Origin of the sequence: Rodentibacter heidelbergensis (genome assembly GCF_002000125.1) — a bacterium.
Classification (GTDB): domain Bacteria; phylum Pseudomonadota; class Gammaproteobacteria; order Enterobacterales; family Pasteurellaceae; genus Rodentibacter; species Rodentibacter heidelbergensis.
On record NZ_MLHH01000023.1, the window covers coordinates 1 to 26,111 of the forward strand.

General features: G+C 42.8%; 23 protein-coding genes. 14 read left to right on the forward strand and 9 right to left on the reverse strand.

The window, feature by feature from the left end; translation table 11 throughout:
* Positions 1–60 precede the first annotated feature (60 nt).
* On the reverse strand, positions 61–393 hold the full coding sequence (locus BKK48_RS08440) for a helix-turn-helix domain-containing protein (RefSeq protein WP_077427797.1): 333 nt from the start codon (positions 391–393) through the stop codon (positions 61–63).
* A 141-nt stretch (positions 394–534) separates the two neighbouring features.
* Here BKK48_RS08440 and BKK48_RS08445 point away from each other — a divergent pair, with 141 nt between their 5' ends.
* Positions 535–1,572, forward strand: a complete 1,038-nt coding sequence (locus tag BKK48_RS08445) for an IS1595 family transposase (RefSeq protein WP_077427799.1) — start codon at positions 535–537, stop codon at positions 1,570–1,572.
* Positions 1,573–1,574: 2 nt separating this feature from the next.
* On the forward strand, positions 1,575–1,997 hold the full coding sequence (locus BKK48_RS08450; protein ID WP_077427801.1) for a hypothetical protein: 423 nt from the start codon (positions 1,575–1,577) through the stop codon (positions 1,995–1,997).
* 21 nt (positions 1,998–2,018) lie between these two features.
* On the opposite strand, the gene BKK48_RS08455 is transcribed toward BKK48_RS08450, so the two are convergent.
* Positions 2,019–2,534, reverse strand: coding sequence for a hypothetical protein (locus BKK48_RS08455; RefSeq protein WP_077427803.1), 516 nt, complete (start codon positions 2,532–2,534; stop codon positions 2,019–2,021).
* Between the two features lie 179 nt (positions 2,535–2,713).
* Between BKK48_RS08455 and oppB the strand changes: the two genes are divergently transcribed.
* The 12 genes from oppB to mscL all read left to right on the forward strand — a co-directional run bounded on the left by oppB (position 2,714) and on the right by mscL (position 17,865).
* Positions 2,714–3,634: an oligopeptide ABC transporter permease OppB gene (gene oppB / locus BKK48_RS08460; protein WP_077427805.1), complete on the forward strand. Its 921-nt coding sequence runs from the start codon at positions 2,714–2,716 to the stop codon at positions 3,632–3,634.
* Positions 3,635–3,643: 9 nt separating this feature from the next.
* Positions 3,644–4,567 carry an oligopeptide ABC transporter permease OppC gene (gene oppC, locus BKK48_RS08465; RefSeq protein ID WP_077427807.1) on the forward strand — a complete coding sequence of 308 codons (924 nt, stop codon included), beginning with the start codon at positions 3,644–3,646 and terminating at the stop codon, positions 4,565–4,567.
* A gap of 9 nt (positions 4,568–4,576) precedes the next feature.
* Complete coding sequence (gene oppD, locus BKK48_RS08470) at positions 4,577–5,578, forward strand: ABC transporter ATP-binding protein (protein WP_077427809.1); 1,002 nt, start codon at positions 4,577–4,579, stop codon at positions 5,576–5,578.
* Positions 5,575–6,564, forward strand: a complete 990-nt coding sequence (gene oppF, locus BKK48_RS08475) for a murein tripeptide/oligopeptide ABC transporter ATP binding protein OppF (RefSeq protein ID WP_077427811.1) — start codon at positions 5,575–5,577, stop codon at positions 6,562–6,564. Before oppD ends, oppF begins: the two co-directional genes overlap by 4 nt.
* Positions 6,565–6,752: 188 nt before the next feature.
* The gene (locus BKK48_RS08480) at positions 6,753–8,396 is read left to right on the forward strand and encodes an ABC transporter substrate-binding protein (protein ID WP_077427813.1); all 1,644 of its coding nucleotides are present in this window, start codon (positions 6,753–6,755) and stop codon (positions 8,394–8,396) included.
* Between the two features lie 164 nt (positions 8,397–8,560).
* On the forward strand, positions 8,561–12,037 hold the full coding sequence (gene dnaE / locus BKK48_RS08485; RefSeq protein WP_077427815.1) for a DNA polymerase III subunit alpha: 3,477 nt from the start codon (positions 8,561–8,563) through the stop codon (positions 12,035–12,037).
* Positions 12,038–12,115: 78 nt separating this feature from the next.
* Positions 12,116–12,625, forward strand: coding sequence for a peptide deformylase (gene def, locus BKK48_RS08490; RefSeq protein WP_077427817.1), 510 nt, complete (start codon positions 12,116–12,118; stop codon positions 12,623–12,625).
* 229 nt (positions 12,626–12,854) lie between these two features.
* The gene (fmt, locus tag BKK48_RS08495) at positions 12,855–13,829 is read left to right on the forward strand and encodes a methionyl-tRNA formyltransferase (RefSeq protein ID WP_077427819.1); all 975 of its coding nucleotides are present in this window, start codon (positions 12,855–12,857) and stop codon (positions 13,827–13,829) included.
* 44 nt (positions 13,830–13,873) lie between these two features.
* Positions 13,874–15,211, forward strand: a complete 1,338-nt coding sequence (rsmB, locus tag BKK48_RS08500) for a 16S rRNA (cytosine(967)-C(5))-methyltransferase RsmB (RefSeq protein WP_425271818.1) — start codon at positions 13,874–13,876, stop codon at positions 15,209–15,211.
* Positions 15,212–15,226: 15 nt separating this feature from the next.
* Positions 15,227–16,033, forward strand: a complete 807-nt coding sequence (locus BKK48_RS08505) for a glycosyltransferase family 2 protein (protein ID WP_077427823.1) — start codon at positions 15,227–15,229, stop codon at positions 16,031–16,033.
* Entirely contained in the window at positions 16,030–17,406 is a 1,377-nt protein-coding gene (trkA, locus tag BKK48_RS08510; RefSeq protein ID WP_077427825.1) for a Trk system potassium transporter TrkA, read from the forward strand. The genes BKK48_RS08505 and trkA overlap by 4 nt, the downstream gene beginning before the upstream one ends.
* 69 nt (positions 17,407–17,475) lie before the next feature.
* Positions 17,476–17,865, forward strand: a complete 390-nt coding sequence (gene mscL, locus BKK48_RS08515; RefSeq protein WP_077427827.1) for a large-conductance mechanosensitive channel protein MscL — start codon at positions 17,476–17,478, stop codon at positions 17,863–17,865.
* A gap of 97 nt (positions 17,866–17,962) precedes the next feature.
* On the opposite strand, the gene murB is transcribed toward mscL, so the two are convergent.
* The 7 genes from murB to BKK48_RS08550 form a co-directional block, all read right to left on the reverse strand.
* Positions 17,963–18,988 (reverse strand): UDP-N-acetylmuramate dehydrogenase, encoded by a 1,026-nt coding sequence (murB, locus tag BKK48_RS08520; RefSeq protein ID WP_077427829.1) that lies wholly within the window; start codon positions 18,986–18,988, stop codon positions 17,963–17,965.
* Positions 18,989–18,996: 8 nt separating this feature from the next.
* A complete protein-coding gene (narQ, locus tag BKK48_RS08525) occupies positions 18,997–20,700 on the reverse strand; it encodes a nitrate/nitrite two-component system sensor histidine kinase NarQ (RefSeq protein ID WP_077427831.1) in 1,704 nt (567 codons plus the stop codon).
* A 212-nt stretch (positions 20,701–20,912) separates the two neighbouring features.
* Positions 20,913–22,130 (reverse strand): MFS transporter, encoded by a 1,218-nt coding sequence (locus BKK48_RS08530; protein ID WP_077427833.1) that lies wholly within the window; start codon positions 22,128–22,130, stop codon positions 20,913–20,915.
* Positions 22,131–22,307: 177 nt separating this feature from the next.
* A complete protein-coding gene (glmS, locus tag BKK48_RS08535) occupies positions 22,308–24,140 on the reverse strand; it encodes a glutamine--fructose-6-phosphate transaminase (isomerizing) (RefSeq protein WP_077427835.1) in 1,833 nt (610 codons plus the stop codon).
* Between the two features lie 54 nt (positions 24,141–24,194).
* On the reverse strand, positions 24,195–24,968 hold the full coding sequence (locus tag BKK48_RS08540) for a DeoR/GlpR family DNA-binding transcription regulator (protein WP_077427837.1): 774 nt from the start codon (positions 24,966–24,968) through the stop codon (positions 24,195–24,197).
* A 127-nt stretch (positions 24,969–25,095) separates the two neighbouring features.
* Entirely contained in the window at positions 25,096–25,368 is a 273-nt protein-coding gene (locus BKK48_RS08545; protein ID WP_077427839.1) for an HU family DNA-binding protein, read from the reverse strand.
* 146 nt (positions 25,369–25,514) lie between these two features.
* Complete coding sequence (locus tag BKK48_RS08550) at positions 25,515–26,105, reverse strand: YjaG family protein (protein ID WP_077427948.1); 591 nt, start codon at positions 26,103–26,105, stop codon at positions 25,515–25,517.
* Positions 26,106–26,111 lie beyond the last annotated feature (6 nt).

Sequence of the window (26,111 nt, forward strand, 5' to 3'; positions counted from 1 at the left end):
GTTGCGTTGCGTTGCGTTGAACATTTTTGCGATCCTTATATTAGTGTGTCAAGTAAATAATCATTGTTTTTCAGAAATTTCTTTGAAAGAAATTGAGAAAGCCTCTTTTAGGTTTTCGGGCATTGAGCGGTAATCTGAAAGTAATTTTTCTTCTTGCTCTGATATGGCTGTTTCTTGCTCTACGTTCTGAAACATTTCCCCTTCACCGCTCACAAGCCAATTTAAATTCACTCCAGCTTTAGCGATACCAGTCATTCCCTCTGCATTTGGTTCACGTTCGCCACCGATATAGCCTTGCAAGGTGCGGTAAGCGATTCCTGTTTGCTCGGCAAAATCTTTTATTTTCCAATTCTTAGCTTCACAAACCTGTTTTAATCTTTCTGATATGCACATTTGAGCGTTCCTTTTCAATTTAAAATTGACAAATACCGCAAATGAGCGTATATTTGATATTAATTAGAACGTATTTTATCACGTTTGAGCGTATATTGAATATCCTGTAAACAGATTTTAGACTATTTAAAGAACAACTATATGGCCCAACATTTCCTCCTCTCAAGCAAAGCCCGCACGCTTTCGTCCTATGAGATTGCTCAACTCTCGGACGAACAGGCGTTTGATTTGCTTTGCGAACTTCGATGGGGAAGTAAAGAGAATGTGGTTTGTCCGAAGTGCGGTGTTCAACACGTGGCGTATCGAATCTCCACCCGTAACCAATGGCGTTGCCGTCACTGTAATCATACTTTTAGCGTAACGTCCGGCACAATTTTTGCCAATCGTAAGAAACCGATTAAAGTCTATCTTTTTGCCTTGATGGAGTGGGTCAATGCCGTGAAAGGTTTATCTTCGCTCCAATTGGCGCGTAACGCCAAATTAAACCCTCGCACTGCCTTTGTGTTATCCCATAAATTCCGTAAAGCGCTACTTGAAAGCCGTGATATGCAGCCGCTTTCCGGTGAAATTGATATGGACGGGACTTACGTTCATCCTTCACCCCGCAAAGCAAATAAAAAATCCGACCGTATCGACTACCGTTTAAAAGAAAATCAAAATCCAAATAAGCGTTGTGTGATGGTCGCTCGTGAGCATTATTCGGCGGATGAGAAAGCCAACAATGTTTTACATTGTGGTGCAAAACGTTCGCACGTCTTTGTCGCTCATACGGAATCCCAATCCGTAGTAAAAAATTTTGCTGATAAATTCATTAAACCTAATGCGCGAATCAATACCGATGAAAGCAATGCCTATGATATTTTACTGCCGTATTATGATTTACGCACCGTCAACCATAAAGAGGAATATCGCAGTGATTTAGGCGTAACGAATAATCAGGCGGAAAGCCTATTCAGCCGGTTCAAACGAATGTACTACGGGCAAGTTCACCGCATCAGTAATGAATACTTGCTCAACTATGCCAATGAAATTGCTTATCGTGAGGATAATCGCCGTCAATCCAATAAAACCCAATTTATTGATGTACTCAGTCGATGTTTAAAAACCACCAACGATAACAACGAATGGTGCGGGTACTGGCAACGCAAAATTGTTCATCAAGAGGTCATCTGGCAATAAGTATGGCATACAATTTAGAAAAGAAGATTAAAGAATTTGAGTTTGAGCGTAAACAGGTTTTACACCATTTAGCCTTGCTTGATGCCAATATTGCAACACTCAAACGCGCCATTGATTTAATGCAGCAGGAAAGCGATATTACGCTTTACAACACCCAAAACTTTGTTTATCGCCGTAAATTTAAGTTATTCAAAGGCAAAATCCGCAAATACCTTGTTCAAATCCTACGCAATGAACCCAACAAAGGCTTTACCATCGCCGACCTCACCCAACGAATTTTTGAGATTGAACAAAATCAAGATACGCCCACCGAAAAACATCTAGATTCCGTCCGTAAACAACTCAATGAATTTTATCAAAGAGATTGGATTACCCGAACGCAAATCAGCCGCAAAGAAGTGCTTTGGCAATGGAAACTAAAATAGCGGTATTTCTACCGCTATCAACTATTCTTCACTCTCTATCGGCTTTAACCGCCATTCGGATGTATCAAACATTCCTCTTTTCTTGATTTTGTAATGCAAGTATTTTTCTTTCCGTTCAATAATGCCTTGTTTATATAGTTTACGCAATGCGTTTCCGATAGCACATTGATGCTGTATTGTGACTTCTGGATAAGATGTAGGTAATAGGTCCTTATCTATTTTAATCGCGTAAGATGTAATTAAGTGTAAATCCAACCAACAATTATACTGCTTAAAGACTTGAGAAATCAGATAGGATAAATTCTTATTAAACGGCTTCTGACGAAGTAACTTCGCCGCATCATAGTCTTTTTTAATCGTCCTAACGTCAAAATTCGGATCGATATAACCCAAAGATTCCGTAAAGCTACTAATCTGTGCCTTTAAACATTTTTCTTGCTCGGCAAGCTCTTTTAATTTATAAGAAATAATCGCTTTTTCTTTATAACATTTCTCTAGTAACTTTACCATTTGCGAAACAAGGTAGGTTTCTGACATAATAAAATCCCCATTGAGTTTAAATTTCAATGGGGATTTTAAGGCTTTTAATCGGTTAAATCTTTGTGCAACTGCTACATAATACCGGTTTTTTTGACCGCACTTTTATTTTTATCAAATCCTTGCCTCACAAAGCAGAAAAGAAAATATCGCCGTGATATTTTAGGGTTGGAGTAACCATGTTCAAATTTATCCTTAAACGGGTGTTGGAAGCCATTCCCACGTTGTTTATTTTAATTACCTTTTCGTTTTTTCTGATGCGCTTAGCACCGGGCAGCCCTTTCACCTCAGAACGGGCTTATCCACCTGAAGTGATGGCGAATATCGAAGCGAAATACCACCTCAATGAACCCTTACACAAACAGTATCTATTGTATTTAGAAAATCTTTCCAAAGGGGATTTTGGCCCTTCCTTTAAATATAAAGATCAATCGGTGAATGATTTAATCGGTGCGGCTTTTCCTGTTTCGCTCAAATTAGGCTGCATTGCTTTTTTGTTTGCCCTCACCCTGGGCATTTCTGCCGGTACTCTTGCCGCATTAAAACAAAATAGTCGATGGGATTATATTTTAATGAGTATGTCGATGACAGGGGTAATCATGCCAAGCTTTGTCTTTGCGCCACTTCTTGTTTTATTTTTTGCCATTTGGTTAGGGTGGTTACCTGCCGGGGGTTGGAATGAGGGGGCATTACCTTATTTAATTTTACCGGTCGCTTCACTCACTATTGGCTATGTAGCAGGCATTGCACGGATTATGCGGGGTTCAATGATTGAAGTACTTCATTCCAATTTTATTCGCACGGCGAAAGCCAAAGGGCTTTCTACCCACCGAATTATTTTAAAGCACGCCCTTCGCCCGGCGCTTTTGCCTGTCATCACCTACCTTGGCCCGGCTTTCGTGGGCATTATCACCGGCTCCATGGTCATTGAAAGTGTATTCGGCTTACCCGGTATGGGGAAATTATTTGTCAATGGCGCGCTAAACCGTGATTATTCTTTAGTATTAAGTTTAACCATTCTTGTGGGCACGCTCACCATTTTATTTAATATGATTGTAGATATTTTATATGCGGTCATTGACCCGAAAATTCGTTATTAGGAGTGCGCAATGACCCAACCGATTAATCAAAAAAATACTGAATTTGTGGAACAACTCGCCGAACGAATGGAGGAAATGCAACTTGAGGGACGCAGCCTCTGGCAAGATGCAAAACGGCGTTTCTTCCGCAACAAAGCCGCTGTCGTCAGTTTAATTTTATTACTGATGATTGTGCTATTTATTACCTTTGCTCCCTTCTTCTTTCCCTTTACTTATGAAGATACGGATTGGAATATGATGGGCGTTGCCCCAACTTCCGAGGGATTGCATTTCTTTGGCACAGATTCCTCAGGACGGGATTTGCTTGTTCGGGTGGCGATTGGCGGGCGAATTTCGCTTATGGTCGGCATTGCCGGTGCCTTAATTTCAGTGATGATTGGCACCATTTATGGCGCAATTTCCGGTTATTTCGGCGGTAAAGTGGATATGGTGATGATGCGTTTCTTAGAAATTCTCAGCTCCTTTCCTTTTATGTTTTTTGTCATTTTGCTGGTTACCCTTTTCGGACAAAACATTTTCCTTATTTTTGTGGCAATCGGTGCCATTGCCTGGTTAGGCTTAGCACGGATTGTGCGGGGTCAAACCCTCAGCCTCAAAAACAAAGAATTTGTGGAAGCCGCGATTGTTTGCGGTGTGCCACGCCGTCAAATCATCCTCAAACACATCATTCCCAATGTATTGGGCTTAGTGGCCGTTTATGCCTCTCTAGAAGTGCCGGGATTGATTTTATTTGAATCCTTTTTAAGTTTTTTAGGACTGGGCACACAAGAACCCATGAGCAGTTGGGGCGCATTACTCAGCGATGGTGCTGCCCAAATGGAAGTCGCACCTTGGCTTTTAATTTTTCCGGCTTTCTTCCTTTGTTTAACCCTATTTTGTTTTAACTTTATCGGCGATGGCTTGCGTGATGCCCTCGATCCGAAAGATCGCTAGGAGCGGTTTATGGAAAAACACCCCAAAAATCAACCGCACTTATTAGACGTGCAAAACCTCTATGTCAATTTCCACACGCCCGATGGTATTGTGACTGCCGTCAATGATCTGAATTTTACCTTAGATGCAGGGCAAACCCTCGGCATTGTGGGTGAATCCGGTTCCGGTAAATCCCAAACTGCTTTTGCTTTAATGGGCTTACTTGCACCGAATGGCAAGGTTTCCGGCTCTGCCATATTTAACGGTACGCAATTAGTCAATTTACCCACCGCACAACTGAACAACATCCGTGCAGAACAAATCGCGATGATTTTCCAAGACCCGATGACCTCATTAAATCCCTATATGAAAATTGGTGAGCAATTAATGGAAGTATTGATGTTGCACAAAGGTTATGACAAAAAAACGGCATTTGATGAATCGGTGAAAATGTTAGATGCGGTAAAAATGCCCGAAGCCAAAAAACGCATGGGAATGTACCCTCACGAATTTTCAGGTGGGATGCGGCAACGTGTAATGATTGCTATGGCATTGCTTTGTCGCCCGAAATTACTCATTGCCGATGAACCCACCACCGCCCTTGATGTCACCGTTCAAGCACAAATTATGACCTTATTGAACGAACTCAAACAGGAATTTAATACTGCAATTATTATGATCACCCATGATCTTGGGGTGGTTGCAGGCATTTGCGATCAGGTTCTGGTGATGTATGCCGGTCGCACTATGGAATATGGCACGGCAGAACAAATTTTCTATCACCCCACCCATCCTTATTCCCTCGGATTAATGGAGGCGATCCCTCGTCTTGACGGCAAACATGACAGCCTCATCACCATACCGGGAAATCCGCCTAACCTGCTCCATTTACCGGCAGGCTGTCCGTTTTCACCCCGTTGCCGTTATGCCGCTGAACAATGTAAAACAGCGCCAAAATTGACCGCACTTTCCGAAGGGCATTTGCGAAATTGCTGGCTTCCTGCCACACAGTTTGAGGGACGAACCCTATGATGAAAGCGAAAAATTTATTATTAGAGGTAAAAAATCTGGGTGTATCCTTCAAAATCAAAAATGATAAAGCCCTATTTTTTGCCAAACCGCAAACCTTAAAAGCGGTGAACAATGTGTCTTTTCAACTTTATGCCGGTGAAACCCTAGGCGTGGTGGGCGAATCAGGCTGTGGGAAATCCACCCTTGCCCGTGCCATTATTGGTTTAGTGGAAGCCAATGAAGGAGAAATTATTTGGTTAGGTAAAGATTTACGAAACCAATCACCAAAACAATGGCGTGATACGCGTAAAGACATTCAAATGATTTTCCAAGATCCCCTCGCCTCGCTCAACCCTCGGATGAATATCGGGGAAATTATTGCAGAACCGCTTAAAATTTATCAACCTCACTTGAACGCAGAACAGGTGAAAGAAAAAGTGCAGGCGATGATGTTAAAAGTCGGCTTATTGCCCAATTTGATCAATCGCTATCCCCATGAGTTCTCCGGTGGACAATGCCAACGTATCGGTATTGCCCGTGCATTAATTATTGAGCCTAAAATGATTATTTGTGATGAACCGGTTTCCGCACTGGATGTGTCTATTCAAGCCCAAGTGGTAAATTTATTGAAATCTTTACAAGCAGAAATGGGCCTATCACTCATTTTTATTGCCCATGATCTTGCCGTGGTAAAACATATTTCCGACCGGGTGTTGGTGATGTATTTAGGCAACGCCATGGAATTAGGCAGCGATGATGAGGTGTATCATCACACCAAGCACCCTTACACCAAAGCGCTGATGTCTGCTGTGCCCATTCCTGATCCTAAATTGGAACGAAATAAAAACATCCAGCTCTTAGAGGGGGATCTCCCTTCCCCGATAAACCCGCCGTCCGGCTGCGTTTTCCGCACAAGATGCCCTCTTGCCGATGGGGACTGTGGCACTCAAAAACCCACATTCCATACCGACAATGGCACGCATTTTGTAGCCTGTTTGAAAGCGTAGAAACGGCAATGTGAAGTAACGATAAAATTTAATAGGATTAACAGGTGATGAAAACACTTCAAGGATGAAATGCGAGTGTAATAGTTGATAAATTTTTTTCTATCGGTAAACTCAAATCTCCTCCTTTCAATTTTTCATTGAAAACGGATCATCTCTATCGGTTTTTATTTCAATTTAGAGGATATATTATGAAACTAAAAACAACCTTAACACTTGTGGCCACCTCTTTATTTTTGGCAGCCTGTGATCAATCAGGTACTTCGGATAAAAATGCACAAGCGGCAAATCATTCCGGCTCATCAAATAATACGTTTGTGTATTGTACAGCGAAAGCCCCTTTAGGTTTTAGCCCGGCACTGGTGATGGAGGGAACCTCTTACAATGCCAGTTCACAACAAGTCTATAACCGATTAGTCGAGTTTAAAAAAGGTTCAACCGATATTGAGCCGGCGTTAGCGGAAAGTTGGGAGATTAGCGAAGACGGTTTAACCTATACTTTCCATCTCCGCAAAGGCGTGAAATTCCATACCACGAAAGAATTTACCCCAACTCGTGATTTCAACGCTGATGATGTGCTTTTCTCATTCCAACGTCAGTTAGATCCAAATCATCCTTATCACAATGTATCAAAAGGGACTTACCCTTATTTCAAAGCAATGAAATTTCCTGATTTATTAAAATCTGTGGAAAAAGTTGATGATAATACGGTTCGTATCACTTTAAATAAAAAAGATGCCACCTTCTTGGCGAGCTTAGGTATGGACTTTATTTCTATTTATTCTGCGGAATATGCCGATGCGATGCTAAAAGCAGGCAAACCGGAAACCATTGATAATCGCCCTGTGGGAACCGGCCCGTTTATTTTTGTTGATTATAAAATCGATCAAGCCGCACAATATGTCGCCAATGAAAATTACTGGAAAGGCCGCACGCCACTTGATCGCTTAGTGATTAGCATTGTGCCGGATGCCACTACCCGTTATGCCAAATTACAAGCCGGAACCTGTGATTTAATCTTATTCCCAAATGTGGCGGACTTAGCCAAAATGAAAACCGATCCTAAAGTTCAACTGTTAGAACAAAAAGGGTTAAACGTGGCTTATATTGCCTTTAACACGGAAAAAGCGCCTTTTGATAATGTGAAAGTTCGCCAAGCGTTAAATTATGCGGTGGATAAAAAAGCCATTATCGATGCGGTTTATCAAGGTGCCGGTACAGCGGCGAAAAATCCATTACCGCCAACAATTTGGAGCTATAACGATGAGGTTCAAGACTATCCTTACGATCCGGAAAAAGCGAAACAGCTTTTAGCTGAAGCGGGTTATCCGAACGGTTTTGAAACAGATTTCTGGATTCAACCGGTGGTGCGTGCCTCCAACCCAAATCCAAAACGGATGGCAGAACTTGTAATGGCCGATTGGGCGAAAATCGGCGTGAAAGCCAACCCGGTAACCTATGAATGGGCGGATTATCAAAAACGGGCAAAAGCCGGCGAATTAACGGCAGGTATTTTTGGCTGGTCTGGCGATAATGGCGATCCGGATAACTTCCTCTCTCCATTATTATCCAGTGCTAATGCAGGCAATTCAAACTTTGCCCGTTTTAAAAACGCTGAATTTGATGCCTTATTGGATAAAGCTATCGGATTAACCAATAAAGAAGATCGTGCTGCCCTCTATAAACAAGCACAAGTGATTGCGCATGAGCAAGCCCCTTGGATCCCAGTGGCCCACTCTGTTGGTTTTGCACCACTTAGTCCTCGTGTAAAAGGCTATGTTCAAAGCCCATTTGGTTATGATGCGTTCTACGGCGTGAGCGTGGACGGTAAATAATCAATCCCTTCAATATACTCTAGCCCTTATTTCATATAAGGGCTTTTTTTATGAGTTGAAAAGCGGATATTGTGACTCCCCTTTCATTTTCCCTTCATCTTAAATTTCCGTATAATACAGCCCCATAAAAATATTCAAATCAACTGCATCTTCAAGGATTTCAAATGACACAACCCCGCTTTGTTCACCTTCGCATACACAGTGATTTTTCGATGATTGACGGTATCGCTAAAGTGAAACCTTTAGTCAAAACCTGTGTGGCAAATAATATGGTGGCGATGGCACTGACGGATTTCACCAATTTTTGTGGTGTCGTGCGTTTTTATGGGGAAGCCTTGTCTTCCGGCATCAAACCGATCATTGGGGCAGACGTGCGGGTACGCAGCAATCTATGCGGTGATGAATTATTTGAACTCACTTTATTGGCAAAAAATAATACCGGCTATAAAAATATCACCCTACTATTGTCAAAAGCTTACCAGCGAGGCTATGACGACCTACCTTATATCGATCAAGATTGGTTGATCGAACACCGTGAGGGGATAATTATTTTATCCGGCGGTACAAAAGGTGATGTCGGGAAAAAATTGCTAAAAGAAAATGCCGCCGAAATACAAAGTGCGGTCAAATTTTACCAAGAATTTTTTCCTGATCATTTTTATTTGGCATTAACCCGAACCGGTAAGCCTGATGAAGAACGCTATATTAAAGCCGCCTGTGCCTTGGCTGAAGCGCAACATCTCCCCCTAGTGGCGACCAATGATGTGGTCTTTTTAAAATCCGATGATGCGGAAGCCCATGAAATTCGGGTTGCTATTCATGATGGCTACACCTTAGACGATCCCAAACGTCCTAAACTTTACACCGCACAACAATATTTCCGCACAGAAGAGGAAATGTGTGCCCTCTTTGCCGATATTCCCTCTGCCTTGGAAAATACCCTATTAATTGCTCAGCGTTGTAGTGTGACATTGCGTCTTGGGCAATATTTCTTACCGCAATTCCCAACAGGGGATCTGAGTACAGAAGATTATTTGGTGATGAAATCGAAAGAGGGCTTAGAAGAACGCTTGGCATTTTTGTTTCCCGATGAAAAAGTGCGGTCGGAAAAACGGGCAGAATATGATGAACGTTTGCAAGTTGAACTTGATGTGATCAACCAAATGGGCTTCCCCGGTTATTTCTTGATCGTGATGGAATTTATTCAATGGTCGAAAGATAATGACATTCCCGTGGGGCCGGGACGGGGTTCAGGTGCGGGATCACTGGTGGCCTATGCGTTAAAAATTACCGATCTCGACCCACTGGAATTCGATTTGCTTTTCGAGCGTTTCCTCAACCCTGAACGTGTGTCTATGCCCGATTTTGACGTGGATTTCTGTATGGACGGACGAGATCGGGTGATCGAACATGTGGCGGAAACCTACGGACGCGGTGCGGTGTCGCAAATTATTACCTTCGGTACAATGGCAGCAAAAGCGGTTATCCGTGATGTGGGGCGGGTGCTGGGGCATCCCTATGGTTTTGTGGATCGCATTTCTAAATTAATTCCACCCGATCCGGGGATGACCCTTGCCAAAGCCTTTGAAGCCGAACCGCAATTACAGGCTGCCTATGACAGTGATGAGGAAGTGCAAGCGCTGATTGATATGGCACGCAAACTGGAGGGGGTGACCCGAAACGCAGGAAAACACGCCGGTGGTGTGGTAATTTCCCCTACACTCATTACCGATTTCTCCCCCCTTTATTGCGACAGTGAAGGGCTTCATCCCGTTACCCATTTCGATAAAAATGATGTGGAATATGCCGGTTTGGTTAAATTTGACTTCTTAGGGTTACGCACACTCACTATCATCAAATGGGCATTGGATATGGTAAACAGCCGTATGGCACGGGAAGGGAAACCCTTAGTGGATATTGCCTCCATTCCTTTGGATGATCCACAATCTTTTGAATTACTCAAACGGGCTGAAACGACCGCCGTGTTCCAATTGGAATCGCGGGGTATGAAAGATTTAATTAAACGCTTACAACCGGACTGCTTTGAGGATATCATCGCTTTGGTGGCGCTCTTCCGTCCCGGCCCGTTGCAATCCGGCATGGTAGATAACTTTATCGACCGTAAACATGGGCGTGAAGAAGTTTCCTACCCTGATGCCAATTACCAGCACGAAAGCCTCAAACCCATTTTAGAACCCACCTACGGCATTATTTTATATCAAGAGCAAGTGATGCAAATTGCTCAGGTTTTAGCCGGTTATACTTTAGGTGGTGCGGATTTATTACGCCGTGCAATGGGTAAGAAAAAACCGGAAGAAATGGCAAAACAGCGTTCCGTCTTTGAGGCAGGGGCGATTAAAAATGGCGTTGACGGTGAACTTTCTATGAAGATTTTTGACTTGGTAGAAAAATTTGCCGGTTATGGCTTTAATAAATCCCACTCGGCGGCCTATGCTTTGGTTTCTTACCAAACCCTTTGGTTGAAAACCCATTTCCCGGCAGAATTTATGGCAGCAGTGATGACATCGGAAATGGACAATACGGATAAAATTGTCGGTTTGTACGATGAGTGCTTGCGGATGGGATTAAAAGTCACCCCACCGGATATTAATGTGGGCAAACATCATTTTAGTGTGAATGAAAACGGTGAAATTGTCTATGGAATCGGGGCTATCAAAGGGGTGGGCGAAGGCCCTATTGAAGCCTTAGTAAAAGCGCGTAACGAGGGGGGATTTTTCAAGGATTTATTTGATCTCTGTGCTCGTGTGGATTTGAAAAAAATCAACCGCCGTACCTTTGAAAGCCTGATTATGTCTGGGGCATTTGACAAACTCGGGCCACATCGTGCTGCACTGTCTAAAAATTTAGAAGATGCCTTAAAAGCCTCCGATCAACATGCAAAAGACGAAGCTATGGGGCAATCGGATATGTTCGGTGTATTAACCGAAACCCATGAAGAAGTGGAAAACGCCTATGCCAATACCCCACCTTATACAGAAAAACAAATTTTAGACGGCGAGCGTGAAACCCTAGGGCTTTATTTAAGCAGTCATCCTGTTAGCCGTTATTTGAAAGAACTTTCTCATTATAGCTCAACACGATTAAAAGAGCTCACACCCAACCGTCGAGGGCAAATGAGTACCGCTGCCGGATTAATTGTGTCATCACGCATTGCTATCACCAAAAAGGGAAATCGACTGGGCATTGCCACATTAGATGATCGCTCCGGGCGTTTAGATATCACCTTATTTGGCGAAAGTCTGGAACAATTTGGCGAAAAATTGCAAAAAGACACCGTCGTCGTGGTATCCGGTCAGGTGAGCATGGATGATTTTTCCGGCGGGTTAAAAATGACCGTACGGGAAATGATGACCTTAGATGAAGCCCGTTCACGCTATGCTAAATCCCTTGCTATTAGTCTTTCCGATGAACAGATAACGCCGATGTTGATTAAGCAACTCAAACAAATACTTGAACCGGCCAGCGGTGGCGCATTGCCAATTAACGTTTATTACCAAAGCCCGCAAGGCAGAGCGTTACTACGGCTGGGTATTCAATGGTCGATTACCCCTACCGATGAAATTTTGACGGAATTAGTCAATATGTTGGGTGAAAATGCCGTTGAATTGGAATTTGGATAATGTACCTAAATTTAGGACAGCGTAAGCTTCCTGTGCTACAATCACGCACCAATTACCCTGAGAAAAATAAGAGAAATTATGGCTGTACTTGATGTATTAATTTACCCCGAAGAACATTTAAAAATCGTCTGTGATCCTGTTTCTGAAGTCAATGATGATATTCGTAAAATTGTTGATGATATGTTTGATACCATGTACCAACAAGAAGGCATTGGTTTAGCCGCCCCACAGGTGGATATTTTACAACGCATTATCACCATTGATATTGAGGGCGACAAACAAAATCAATTGGTTTTGATTAATCCTGAGATTTTAGCCTCAGAAGGTGAAACCGGTATCGAAGAAGGCTGCTTATCCATACCGGGTTTTCGTGCTTTAGTGCCACGCAAAGAAAAAGTGACCGTAAAAGCGCTTGATCGTCATGGCAAAGAATTCACGCTCAATGCCGACGGCTTACTCGCCATTTGTATTCAGCATGAAATTGATCACCTCAACGGTGTTTTATTTGTGGACTATCTTTCACCACTCAAACGCCAACGTATTAAAGAAAAATTGATTAAATATAAAAAACAGATAGCAAAACAATAACCGACATTATGTAGTCCATGTACAACACAGGGATTTCAAAGAAACGTAGGGACACACTGCGTGTGTCCACTTGTAATATATTGAAATTTGATTTTATAACGGACACACGCAGTGTGTCCCTACCCCTGTGCAACAAAGACATCATCACGAAAAGTGCGGTTAATTTTGACCGCATTTTGTTTTCTCTTTATAACGATCTGTAACATTATTCAACATAACGTAGAACATGATGAAACCACTCAATATTATTTTTGCCGGCACGCCGGATTTTGCGGCACAGCATTTGCAAGCCCTACTCCACTCCCAACATAAGGTCATTGCGGTTTATACCCAACCGGATAAACCGGCGGGGCGTGGTAAAAAATTACAAGCCAGCCCGGTGAAACAATTAGCATTACAGCATCACATTCCGGTTTACCAACCTAAATCCTTACGCAACGCTGAGGCACAAGCAGAGTTACAAGCGCTGAATGCCGATGTGATGGTGGTGGTGGCTTATGGCCTCATTCTCCCTAAAGCGGTTTTAGATACCCCTCGTTTGGGCTGTTTGAATGTGCATGGTTCTATTTTGCCTCGTTGGCGTGGTGCAGCACCTATTCAACGTGCGATTTGGGCAGGGGATGAGCAAACAGGCGTCACGATTATGCAAATGGATGAGGGCTTAGATACCGGGGATATGTTACACAAAGTCTATTGTGATATTTTGTCCACAGAAACCGCAGCCAGCCTTTATGATAAATTGGCTCAACTGGCCCCTCCTGCACTCATTGAAGTGCTTGACCAACTGGAAAGCGGAAAATTTATCGCCGAGAAACAAGAGGATAGTCAAAGCAACTATACCGATAAACTTTCTTATGCAGATAAACTTTCTAAAGAGGAAGCCAAATTAGATTGGTCGCTTTCAAGCACACAACTTGAACGGAATATTCGGGCATTCAACCCTTGGCCGATGGCTTATTTCAGCACGGAAGATAAAGAAGGTAATCTACAGACCTTAAAAGTCTATCAAGCAGAAGTATTGCCTCATCAAGATAAACCGGCAGGGACAATTTTGCGTGCGGATAAAACCGGTCTTCAAATTGCCACGGCTGAGGGGGTATTAAATATTCTACAACTGCAACCGGCAGGGAAAAAGCCCATGTCGGTTCAAGATTTGCTCAATGGACGGGCAGACTGGTTTCCTCTAGGTAAGGTGTTAGCTTAATGAAACATACCCCCTCACAACCCCAAGCGGGCAAAGCTAAACCAATGAAAAAAACAGCGAAAAAATCTACCGCACTTTCCACCAGAGCCTTGGCGGCACAGATCGTTTTGCAGGTGCTTGATGAGGGAAAATCCCTTTCAAGCTTAATTCCTTCTGTTCAAGCCTCCCTAAAAACACAGGATTTACCGTTACTCCAAGAAATTTGTTTTGGCATCTGTCGAGTGCTGCCTCGTTTAGAACAGATTATCCAACACCTTGTGGATAAACCGCTTAAAGGCAAAACCCGCATTGTGCATTGTTTATTGTTGGTCGGGCTGTATCAATTGCTTTATATGCGAATTCCGCCCCACGCAGCGGTGGATGAAGTGGTGAATGCCACAAAAGCCTTGAAATCTGACAGTTTCCGTGGGTTAGTCAATGGCGTATTACGCCGTTTTCTGCGTGAACAGGAAAGCATTTTGGCGCAAGTGGATAAACATTGGCAAACCTTGCATCCCGAATGGTTTGTAAACAAATTGAAAAAAGCTTATCCCAATTGGCGTGATATCATTCATGCGAATAACCAAAAACCGCCGATGTGGCTACGGGTTAATGCACAAAAAAATAGCCCAGAAACTTACCGCACTTTATTAGAAAAAGCGGACATTTTGGCAGAAAGTGGCCCCCACCCTCAGGCATTGCGGTTGCGCTTCGCCACAGCGGTAGAAAAATTACCCCATTTTGCGGAAGGGGAAGTGACGGTACAGGATTTGAGCGCCCAATGGGCGGCAGTCTTGTTAGCGCCACAAAATGACGAATGGATTTTAGATGCTTGTGCCGCCCCCGGGGGGAAAACCACCCATATTTTAGAACTCGCCCCACAAGCCAAAGTGATCGCCTTGGATATTGAAGCCCAGCGTTTGAAACGGGTGGAAGAAAATCTGACACGTTTAAATCAGCAGGCAACAGTGGTTTGTGGTGATGCCACACAACCCGACGAATGGCTGGCTGAAATCGGGCAAAGTGCGGTGCAATTTGACCGTATTTTATTAGATGCCCCTTGCTCTGCCACCGGTGTTATTCGCCGTCATCCCGATATAAAATGGCTACGCCAAGAAACGGATATAGCCCAACTTACCGCATTACAAAACAATATTTTGAAGGCACTTTGGGCAAAATTGAAGCCCAACGGTATTTTATTGTATGCCACCTGCTCCGTATTACCGGAAGAAAATCATGAACAAATTCGCACTTTTTTATCTGAACAACCTGATGCGGAATTATTACCTCTCCCCTTTAAAGAAGCCGTAAGTGGTGATAAAAGTGCGGTCGGTTTTCAGTTTATTCCGCAAGAAAAAGGCGGAGATGGGTTCTACTATGCCAAATTGCGTAAGCGTGTCTAGCCAAAGGAGACAAAGATGTTCCCCCCTATTGACGTGATTATTCCCTGCTATAATGCCGAAAAAACCTTGAACCGAGCAGTAGAATCAGCGTTACATCAACCTTGTTTGGGCAAAATTTGGCTGATTGATGATGCCTCTAAAGATAATACCTTCTCCTTAGCACAAAAATGGGCAAAAGATTATCCCGATAGAATTCGGGTAGAAAAAATGCCAACCAATAGCGGTGTGGCAAAAACGAGAAATTGGGGCGCATTACAATCCAGCAACGAATTTATCGCTTTTTTAGATGCTGACGATGCCTATGAGGCGGGTGCATTGGAAGTGGCTGCCGCCACCTTTCATTTTCAACCGGACACCTCGGTGGTACGTTTAGCCTTAAAACCCATAGGGTTAGCAAAGTGCTATGCGGATCATCCTAATTTTGATTTTGCTTGGCAGCACATGAGAATGACCTGCGGTGGCAATGTAGTATTTCGCCGTGCTTTTTTCCTAGCCTGTGGCGGTTTTCCTCAAGATGCCTTATTCCGAGAGCTGGGCGGTGAGGACGGCGCTTTAGGCATTGCGACAACAAGAATTGGGAAAGTAACGACCTTATTTGATGAGGTAGGGGTGTTACATTATTGTCGAGAAGGCATGCACGCCGAACGATTATTAGAGGCAATTTTGTTTCAAAAAAAACCTGAAGGGGTCACAGAAGAAAAAATGGCTCAGGCCAATGCTGTAACGGATGAAATCTGTCGCCAAATGGACGCCTTAAAGTGCGGTCTAAATTCGCCGCAAATGGGGATTTTCCCTCTGATCTTAACAAGGAGTGACACATGAAAATAATGATCCTTGGTGCTGGGCAAGTCGGCACAACATTAGCGGAAAATCTGCTGAGTGAAGATAACGATATTACGCTCGTAGATAATGAATCACCACGACTTCAGGCCTTACAAGAAAAACATGATTTAAGAGTAGTGCAAGGCTCTCCCTCCTCCCCTAAAGTATTGCGTGATGCCGGTGCGGCAGATGCCGATTTAATGGTGGCGGTCACCTCATCAGATGAAATCAATATGGTGGCCTGCCAAATGGGTTACACTTTATTTAATACGCCAACCCGCATCGCGCGTATTCGCAATTCGGAATATTTGCGTGAAAAAGACAAACTGTTTAATGATGAAAATATCCCCATCGATCACCTTATTTCACCGGAAAATTTAGTCACCGATGAGATCACTCGCCTTATCGCCTACCCGGGTGCATTACAGGTGGCACATTTTGCTAAAAATCGTATCAGTGTCGTGGTGGTAAAAGCCTATTATGGTGGGGCATTAGTCGGCCATGCTTTATCCGCTTTTAAAGAGCATATGCCCCATATTGCCTGCCGTATTGTGTCTATTTTACGTCATGATAAAAGTATTCGTCCGCAAGGTTCGACCATTATTGAAGCCGGTGATGAAATCACCTTTGTTTGTGCAACAGAACATATCAAAGCCGTTATCAGTGAATTACAACGTCTTGAAAAACCCTATAAACGGGTGATGATTACCGGAGGCGGCAACATTGCAGTGGGAGTTGCCAAACAGTTGGAAGATCATTGCATTGTTAAACTCATTGAACGAGATACCGAACGCGCTCAAATTTTGGCAGAAAAACTCTCAAAAACCTTGGTTTTTCATGGCGATGCATCAGATCAAAATTTATTGTTTGAAGAACATATCGAAAATGTGGATGTGTTTCTTTCCTTAAGCGGTGATGATGAAACCAATATTATGTCTGCCCTATTGGCAAAACGCTTGGGAGCGAAAAAAGCCATGGTGTTAATTCAACGCATGGCCTATATCAATCTTATCCAAGGCGGTACGATTGATATTGCCGTTTCCCCTCAGCAGGCCACCATATCGGCTTTGTTAGGCTATGTGAGGAAAGGTGATGTCAAAAATGTGGCAAGTTTACATCACGGCACGGCAGAAGCCATTGAAATTGTGGCTCACGGTGATGTTAATTCTTCCAATATTATTGGGCGCAGAATACGGGATATTCGCTTACCCACAGGTTGTATCATCGGGGCAATTTTACGCCATAATGAGGTGATCATTGGCCATAAGAACACGGAGATTCAAGATGGCGATCAGGTGGTCGTCTATCTCAGCGATAAAAAAGCCGTGTCTGAAATTGAAAAATTGTTCCAACCGAGTGCATTCTTTATTTAATTGTTTACTTTTTAGCTAAAGCTCATATAGAATACAGCCCCATTTATTCATTTATCAAAAGGAAAATTTATGAGCTTTATAAAAGAATTTCGCGAATTTGCGATGCGTGGTAATGTTGTCGATATGGCAGTGGGTGTCATTATCGGTGGTGCATTCGGTAAAATTGTCAGTTCACTGGTCGGTGATGTGGTCATGCCGGTATTAGGTCTCTTAACCGGTGGTGTGGACTTCAAAGATTTAAAATATATTTTAGAACCGGCAAACGGTGACATTCCGGCCGTCACATTAAACTACGGGATGTTTATTCAAAACATCTTTGACTTCGTGATTATTGCATTTGCCATTTTCTTGATGGTGAGAAGCATTAATAAATTGAAAAAACCGGAAGAAAAACCGGCTGATGAGCCTTCTAACGAAGAAAAATTACTTACTGAAATTCGTGATTTATTGAAAAAATAATTTCCGCTAAATCAATCGACATTGCAATGAGTGTTTCCCTTTATCGGCATATCGCTATGCCTAAATAAAAAGGAAACACTCATTTTTTATGTAAAAATCAAGCAATGGCTTTCTCACTGTCTACTTCGCCATTGGCACCGATAAAGCGCACTTCAGGTTGTAAGAATACGCCAAATTTTTCCGCCACGGTTTTACGCACATGTCGGGCTAATTGCACAACATCGCCTCCACTGGCATTCGTTTTATTGATCAACACCAAAGCTTGCTTTTCATGAACCGCCGCCCCGCCGATTTGGTAACCTTTGAGATGACATTGATCAATCAACCAGCCCGCCGCCAATTTCACCGAACCATCCGCCTGGGGAAAGTGCGGTATATTTTCCGCCTGTTTTTGAATTGTTGCGAATTGTGCTGCACTCACGACAGGGTTTTTGAAGAAACTCCCCGCATTCCCCCATTCATCCGGGTTAGGTAACTTACTTTGGCGAATTTGACAAACTTCATCAAAAATTTGTTTTGCTGTAATCCTTTGTGGATCAAAATTTACCAGCGAGCCATATTTCAATACAGGTTGCCAATTTTTAGCGAGTTTTAATCCAATCGCCGTAATCACATAACCCTTTTGATAGCGATGCTTAAAAATACTTTCACGGTAACCAAACTCACATTCTGCCGAATTTAAACGAAATAATTCACCGCTTTCCAAATTCAATACATCCACATAATGACAGAAATCTTTAAATTCCACCCCATAAGCACCAATGTTTTGAATCGGTGCAGAACCGGCACAGCCCGGGATCAGCGCAAGGTTTTCTAGTCCGTTCATTCCTTGTTCAAGGCTCCATGCCACCAATTGATGCCAATTTTCCCCTCCATTAACATGGAGATAATGAAAAAGATCATCTTCCTCATGAGTGATGCCAAGCAAACGATTAATCAGCACCACGCCATTGAAATCCTCTAAAAACAGCATATTGCTACCTTGCCCAAGAAAAAGCACCGGCCGATTTTGAGCCTTCGCCTCTGCCCAAGCTTGTTTTAACTGATCGAGTGTATTGATTTCAATAATTTCATGGGCATTCACCGGAATATGGAAGGTATGAAAAGGTTGTAAGCTTTGCATGGTTTTCCTTAAAATAATGTCTGTGGCAGGGTAATTTTCACCTGCGTACCGCCCTGTGGACGGCGATTAATGGTTAATTCAGCATTCAATTGACGACTACGTTCTGCCATAATATTTAAACCGTAATGGCCATCGGGTTCATCCAAACTAGGAATCCCTACCCCATCATCTTCAATTAATATTTCATATTCCCCTTCTGCATTCGTTTGGGCATTAATCTCAATCAATTGCCCTTTTGAATGTTTAATCGCATTCAATGCAGCCTCTCTTACAATTTGTAATACATGGATAAGTTGCTGTGGATTTAAACTTTGTGAGGGCAATTGGCTATTCACGCTCATCTTCATGCTGGTTTGCGGACGTAGGGAATCAATAACTTGTTCTAAAGCCAATTGTAAATTCGCTTCCTGCACCGTTAATCGGAAAGTTGCCAATAATTCCCGTAATTGGGCATAGCCACTGGAAAGCGCTTGTTCAAAATCCGTAATAATCGCTAGGCTTTTTTGTTTTGCCGATTCATCTTCTTTTTTCAAATTATGTTTCAACAGTGTCAGTTGAATTTGTAAAAATGACAACACTTGAGCCAAAGAGTCATGCAATTCCCGAGCAATGATGGATCGCTCTTCCATTAATAACAAATGCTCTTGTTGTCTTTGGCTTTTGTGGAAGAAAAGCGTACGGGCCAACATTTGCGCTAAATTTTGCATCATACGGGGATCAGGGCAAGGCAAGCCTGCCTGCCAAGAAAGCACGCCGAGCGTGTCATTTTCAATTTTCAATTCTTCTACTTGTAAACTTTGATGAGCTTGTTTTTCTCCAAATGCAATATCCCAATGCTCTGCCCCCAATACTTCTAATTCGATATAACGTAAATGTTCACTGACACGGATATGATTGAGCAATTGGCTCAGAATGGCATCATTAATCGCATTAACAGTGAGTAATTGGGAGCTGTGATAAAGGGTTGTTAGAGAACGATTGGTTTGGCGAAGTTTCTGAGTTTGTTCGTTCACCGCATCTTCAAGGCGGGAATAAAGTTTGCCAAGCTCGGCAGACATTTGTGTAAACACCCTTGCTAATGTGCCAAGTTCATTGTTATTTCCGGTATCAAGAGGAATATGGTTAAACTGCCGCATTTGCACCTGCATACTGGCTCTCGTGAGTAATTTTAAGGGTTTCACCACTTCACGCTGCGTAAACCAAATGACATAAGACACCATTCCCACAATCAACAGCATCGAAAAACACAGCACGGATAAGGCAAAAAGCCATTTTTGTTCACTAAAACGTTGCAATTCAAAGACAAAATAATCCACTTCACTCACGTAATCCGTGAGATTTTGGCTATATTGCAAAGGATTATTTTGACGGGCGTAATTTTCCATCACCGCCCAGTGTTCAAGAATTGTCTGGTAAGATTGTTTCACCACATCCGGAGTAAAAAGCTGATGCTGAATCTCCACCAAACTCGGCGCATGAAGACTTTCTTCATAAAAACGTAAATTTTGTTCAACCACTTCCGGTTGCTTTTCCATTAAATAGAGCAGGCGATAACTTTGCATCCGCAAAGATCCGGAAACATTAATGGCTTCCGCATCGGATTTATTGCTGGTAATAATAGCCAAACTCAAGGCACTGATGATCCCTGTAACAACAATAATCAGGAAAAGATATTTCGCAATACGCAAAGAAACAGAATGGGTCGTTTGCACAGCAATGCCTTGTTCAGAAAAAGTTCAGAAAAAAATTGGCGTTAGTTTACCACGAAAGTGTTGGAGATTTTAAATACAAATCCACCTCATAAGATGAAGGTGGATTTCACAAAACAGGGGGGAAATTATCCATAAATCACTCAAGTGATTTATTCCCCTTGATACGGTTAGCAAAGCCAATGTCCCAAAACGTTGTTTTTTCTGACCGCACTTTACTGTAACGCTTTGCCTTTTAGTTCAGGTATCAAGAAAAGGGTGGCAACCATATCAATCACATAAATAATGGCCAAGAATGCAATGGCAAGGCTAAATGAATAGGCAGAAACAATCGCCCCCACCACAACGGGGCCGAAACCACCCACGGCACGTCCTAAATTGAACAACACATTTTGTGCGGTCGCACGGGCTTGTGTCGGATAGGCTTCTGCCATTAATGCGCCGTAACCGCCCATCATCCCATTCACAAACATACCTAAAAAAGCGCCGGCAATGAGCATGATCGTTGGGTCAGTAAGTTGTGAGTAAGCCACAATACTCACGACTGCGCCCAATTGGAATAATAGGAAACTTGGTTTGCGCCCGATTTTATCTGCCAGCCAACCAAAAATCCAAATCCCCACCATCATTCCGCATACGGTAACCGCTGTCCAAATACCGGATTTCGTTAAGCTAAAGCCTAGTTGTTTGGAAAGGAAATTAGGCATCCAAATCATAATGCCGTAGTAACCAAAATTTTGCACAGAGGTGAGCACCACCACGCCAAGGCTCACCTTAGCAGTGGCTTTATCTTTTACTAACAGTTTGAAGGATTCCAATTTTGATGTTTTTTGGCTAGAAAGTGCGGTCTGTTTTTGGGTAAAAATTTCAGGTTCATGTAAGCGGGAACGTAAATACCAAGCGACAAACGCCGGAAAGATCCCAAGAATAAACATACCACGCCAACCGATATGAGGCAGCAACAGCGGTGTTAATAATGCGGCCCCTAACACGCCCACTTGCCAACCTAATGCCACATAAGAGGCCGCTCTGGCACGATGACGGGCCGGCCAAGCTTCAATCGCAAGTGCCATACCGATACCAAATTCACCGCCTAAACCGATACCGGCAATAGTACGATAAATGAGTAAATCCCAATAGCCTTGGGCAAGTGCGCATAACCCGGTGAACACGGCAAATAATACGATCGTCCAAGTTAGCACCCGTACACGACCATATTTATCACTTAATGCACCGAACACAATACCGCCGAATACCGCACCGACTAATGTCCAAGTCACCAACGAACCTGACTGAGCGGGGGTAAGATTAAGATCGGCGGAAATCGCACTGAGCATAAAACCAAGAATGAGTAAATCAAAACCGTCCATTGCGTAGCCGACGGCAGAGCCAAGCAAGGCTTTCCAGCCATATTGATTGACGTTATGAGTCATATTGATGTCCTTTTACTACTCACAGGTAGTGTTTAAAGTGAAGAGAGGATTGATAAACCTCAAATAACGAGGTTAAAAATCGGGCGTAGTGTAAATAATCTTTTTCTTTTAGGCAATAAAAAAGCACGGAATTTACTTATTCCGTGCTTTTAAAAACGTAGCTCAAATTAACCGCACTTATTCAACAGTCACCGCTTTTGCCAGATTACGAGGTTGATCCACATCGGTTCCTTTAATTAACGCCACATGGTAAGACAACAATTGCATCGGCACGGTATAGAAAATCGGTGCAATGATTTCATTCACTTTTGGCATGGTGATAATTTTCATGCCTTCCGTTTCACTAAACCCTGCCTCTTTATCCGCAAAGACATATAATTGACCGCCACGGGCACGCACTTCTTCAATATTGGATTTCACTTTTTCTAATAAATCATTGGTCGGTGCGACTACGATCACCGGCATATCTGCATCAATCAGCGCCAATGGGCCGTGTTTTAATTCCCCTGCAGCATAGGCTTCTGCGTGGATATAGGAAATTTCTTTTAATTTCAACGAGGCTTCCATTGCAATCGGGTAATATTCGCCACGACCTAAGAATAATGCATGATGTTTTTCAGCAAAATCTTCTGCAAGCAGTTCAATGTCTTTATCAAAGGCTAAAGCTTTTTCAATATCTGCCGGAAGAGAATTCAATGCCTTCACAATTTCTTTCTCTTTTTCATCAGAAATCTGACCGTTCAGTTTGCCCATTGCGGTAACCAACATCAGCATTGCCGCAAGTTGGGTTGTGAAAGCTTTTGTTGAGGCCACACCAATTTCTACCCCTGCCCTTGTCATAAAGGCAAGATCCGATTCACGCACAAGAGAAGAGCCTGCGACATTACAAATGGTCATTGCAGCCATATAGCCTTTTTCTTTCGCTAAACGAAGGGCAGCGAGGGTATCGGCAGTTTCGCCGGATTGAGAAAGAGTGAGCAATAGGCTATTTGGACGAGTAACAAATTTGCGATAACGGAATTCAGAAGCAATTTCCACATCACAACTGACGCCGGCAAGGGCTTCAAACCAATAGCGTGCCACCATACCTGCATTGTAAGAAGTACCACAAGCCACAATTTGTACATGTTGGACGTTCTCTAAAATCGCTTTTGCCCCATTGCCAATAGCTTCCACAATCACATTGTTGTGATTGATACGCCCTTCCATCGTATTAATCAAAGCTGTCGGTTGTTCAAAAATTTCCTTTTGCATAAAGTGACGGAATTTGCCTTTCTCTGCCGCATCATTTTCAAGGTTAGATTCATGGATTTCACGCGCCACTTTATTCCCTTGAACATCATAAATATCCACAGTACGACGTGTGATCTCGGCAATATCCCCCTCTTCCAAGAAAATAAAACGGCGGGTAACACTCAATAAAGCTAACTGGTCTGATGCCAAGAAATTCTCGCCAATCCCCAAACCAATAACAAGAGGGCTACCGGAACGGGCGGCGACTAAATGTGCCGGCTTGCGGCGATCCATTACCACCATACCGTAAGCACCGGTCAGCTGTTTCACCACATTTCTGACCGCTTCGAGTAAAGAATCCGTACTGCGCATTTCCCATTCCACGAGATGAGCAATCACTTCGGTATCTGTTTGGGAAAGGAACACATAACCACGAGATTTTAATAATTCACGCAATTCTTCGTGGTTTTCGATAATGCCATTATGAACCACTGCAAAATTGCCGGAAACATGTGGGTGTGCATTGGCTTCTGAAGGTTCACCATGGGTTGCCCAACGTGTATGTGCAATACCGGTTCCGCCAATTAACGGTTTCACCGCAACCGCTTCATCCAAAGCTTTCACTTTGCCTAAACAACGTACCCGTTGTAATTCATGTTGTTCGTTGACCACTGCCACACCGGCTGAGTCATAACCACGATACTCTAAACGATGTAATCCATTGATTAAAATTTCTGCTACATCACGTTGCGCAACCGCACCGACAATACCACACATAAGTTTTCCTTATTTGATTAACACGTTAAAAATAATGATAATTTTGACCGCACTTTATACGCAGATGACCTCTACGCCTTGGGCCAAAATCGCCTGTTTATCTTGTTCTGACAGTCCACCATCCGTAATCAATACATTAATTTGCTGCCAAGTTAATTCTACATTGGGCATTTTTCTGCCAATTTTCTGAGATTCCACCATCACAATCACTTCTCGTGACACCTCGGCCATCACTTGGCTTAACCCCACTAATTCATTAAAGGTCGTAGTTCCCCGTTCTAAATCGATGCCATCGGCACCAATAAAAAGCTGATCGAAATCATAAGAACGCAACACCTGCTCCGCCACTTTACCTTGGAAAGATTCTGAGCGGGTATCCCATGTTCCCCCGGTCATCAGTAATGTTGGTTCATTTTCTAAAGCCCGTAGTTCTGTTGCCACCGAAAGGGAATTGGTCATCACAATCAATCCTTGTTTTCGATTAAGCTGCTTAATTAACGCCGCCGTTGTGCTACCAGTATCGACAATAATCCGATTATGATCACGAATTCGCTCTGCCGCCGCCTTGGCTATGACAAGCTTTCGTTTCGAAAGTTCTTCATTTTCGTTTTCATCAATCATTTCCTTCGGCATTAAAATTGCACCACCATATTTACGCAATAAAAAACCGCTACTTTCCAATGCGGTTAAATCTTTACGAATCGTCACCTCTGAGGTATCGAACAATTGAACCAGCTTTTCTACACTCACTTCACCTTGCTGTTGTAAAAGTTGCATAATGGCATGTCGGCGTTGCTGTGTATTGCGTGGCTGGCTATTTCGTTTCATTTTGGTGCTCTTATCAGGACTTAAATTTCGGTTCGGAAGTTTATAGAAGGGGTATCGCTTTGTAAAGTAAATTTTAGCCAATAAAAAACCCTGCATAAAAGCAGGGCTAATATCGTTCTTACTTTAATTATTTGATTGCATCTTTTAATGCTTTACCAGATACGAATGCTGGTACTTTAGATGCTGCAATTTTAATTTCTGCACCGGTTTGTGGGTTACGACCAGTACGAGCAGCACGTTGGTTTACTTTAAATGTACCGAAACCGATTAATTGTACCGGCTCACCTTTTTTGAGGCTTGCAGTGATCGCATCTAAAGTTGCTTCTAATGCAGCTTTGGCTTGTTTTTTATTTAACTCTGCTGCACTTGCAATTGCATCAATTAAATCTGTTTTGTTCATAATTTTTACCTTTTGTTAATTTACTTTGTTTATTTAATAAAGCGCGCTACTAAGCATAAAGCGAAGCAACAACAGCTGTGCGAAAGGATAATCTAACTTTTAAAGAAATAAAAGCGAGATTTTCAAAAATTGTGATAAATCTCACGTTATTGGTTAAATTCTATACCGATATTGGAAATCCCCTCCGTTCTGATCTCTTGTTTTAACGCCAATATCAACTCAACATCACGTTTTTCACAATCTTTTAACAGGCGATAAATTTGCCATTGAATATCCAATTCCCGTTGAATATCTTCATTTTCTTTTAATTCTTGTGCTGAGAAATCACGCCCCTGTTCAGTTTCCAATAATGAGCTGATCGTCCCCAAAGAAATTTGGCTAAGTTCAATGGCTTTTTCTAAGGTTTCCCCTGCAATAATGGCATGTAAAACCTCCGCTAACGCTTCTGCAGCATCTAAAGCGGCCACCACGCCAAAATTATCATAATCATTCACATCGGGAATAATGCCTTCTAGCTTTTCAAGCTGATTTTCAAAATTAATTTTGATGTCTTTGATGGTTAAATATTCCCAAACCAGATTGAGAATATTTTGATAGATTTTGCCTTCCCGCTCGTGATGATGCATTTGACAAAACAATTTGAAATTAGGCGCCATACGTTCACACAATGCCGCCATAAAGGTCAAATGCTGCCAGCTTTCAAGGTTTTCCAAACGTTTATGAATAGGATTTCTCAGCGCTCT

Excerpts from the sequence above, each read along its gene's own strand:
- dnaE (WP_077427815.1), top strand. The coding sequence starts at position 8,561 with ATGACACAACCCCGCTTTGTTCACCTTCGCATACACAGTGATTTTTCG.
- rsmB (WP_425271818.1), top strand. The coding sequence starts at position 13,874 with ATGAAAAAAACAGCGAAAAAATCTACCGCACTTTCCACCAGAGCCTTG.
- def (WP_077427817.1), top strand. The coding sequence starts at position 12,116 with ATGGCTGTACTTGATGTATTAATTTACCCCGAAGAACATTTAAAAATC.
- BKK48_RS08480 (WP_077427813.1), top strand. The coding sequence starts at position 6,753 with ATGAAACTAAAAACAACCTTAACACTTGTGGCCACCTCTTTATTTTTG.
- trkA (WP_077427825.1), top strand. The coding sequence starts at position 16,030 with ATGAAAATAATGATCCTTGGTGCTGGGCAAGTCGGCACAACATTAGCG.
- oppF (WP_077427811.1), top strand. The coding sequence starts at position 5,575 with ATGATGAAAGCGAAAAATTTATTATTAGAGGTAAAAAATCTGGGTGTA.
- BKK48_RS08540 (WP_077427837.1), bottom strand. The coding sequence starts at position 24,968 with ATGAAACGAAATAGCCAGCCACGCAATACACAGCAACGCCGACATGCC.
- BKK48_RS08455 (WP_077427803.1), bottom strand. The coding sequence starts at position 2,534 with ATGTCAGAAACCTACCTTGTTTCGCAAATGGTAAAGTTACTAGAGAAA.
- oppC (WP_077427807.1), top strand. The coding sequence starts at position 3,644 with ATGACCCAACCGATTAATCAAAAAAATACTGAATTTGTGGAACAACTC.
- BKK48_RS08530 (WP_077427833.1), bottom strand. The coding sequence starts at position 22,130 with ATGACTCATAACGTCAATCAATATGGCTGGAAAGCCTTGCTTGGCTCT.
- BKK48_RS08450 (WP_077427801.1), top strand. The coding sequence starts at position 1,575 with ATGGCATACAATTTAGAAAAGAAGATTAAAGAATTTGAGTTTGAGCGT.
- murB (WP_077427829.1), bottom strand. The coding sequence starts at position 18,988 with ATGCAAAGCTTACAACCTTTTCATACCTTCCATATTCCGGTGAATGCC.
- oppD (WP_077427809.1), top strand. The coding sequence starts at position 4,577 with ATGGAAAAACACCCCAAAAATCAACCGCACTTATTAGACGTGCAAAAC.
- BKK48_RS08505 (WP_077427823.1), top strand. The coding sequence starts at position 15,227 with ATGTTCCCCCCTATTGACGTGATTATTCCCTGCTATAATGCCGAAAAA.
- BKK48_RS08440 (WP_077427797.1), bottom strand. The coding sequence starts at position 393 with ATGTGCATATCAGAAAGATTAAAACAGGTTTGTGAAGCTAAGAATTGG.
- fmt (WP_077427819.1), top strand. The coding sequence starts at position 12,855 with ATGAAACCACTCAATATTATTTTTGCCGGCACGCCGGATTTTGCGGCA.
- glmS (WP_077427835.1), bottom strand. The coding sequence starts at position 24,140 with ATGTGTGGTATTGTCGGTGCGGTTGCGCAACGTGATGTAGCAGAAATT.
- BKK48_RS08445 (WP_077427799.1), top strand. The coding sequence starts at position 535 with ATGGCCCAACATTTCCTCCTCTCAAGCAAAGCCCGCACGCTTTCGTCC.
- oppB (WP_077427805.1), top strand. The coding sequence starts at position 2,714 with ATGTTCAAATTTATCCTTAAACGGGTGTTGGAAGCCATTCCCACGTTG.
- mscL (WP_077427827.1), top strand. The coding sequence starts at position 17,476 with ATGAGCTTTATAAAAGAATTTCGCGAATTTGCGATGCGTGGTAATGTT.
- BKK48_RS08545 (WP_077427839.1), bottom strand. The coding sequence starts at position 25,368 with ATGAACAAAACAGATTTAATTGATGCAATTGCAAGTGCAGCAGAGTTA.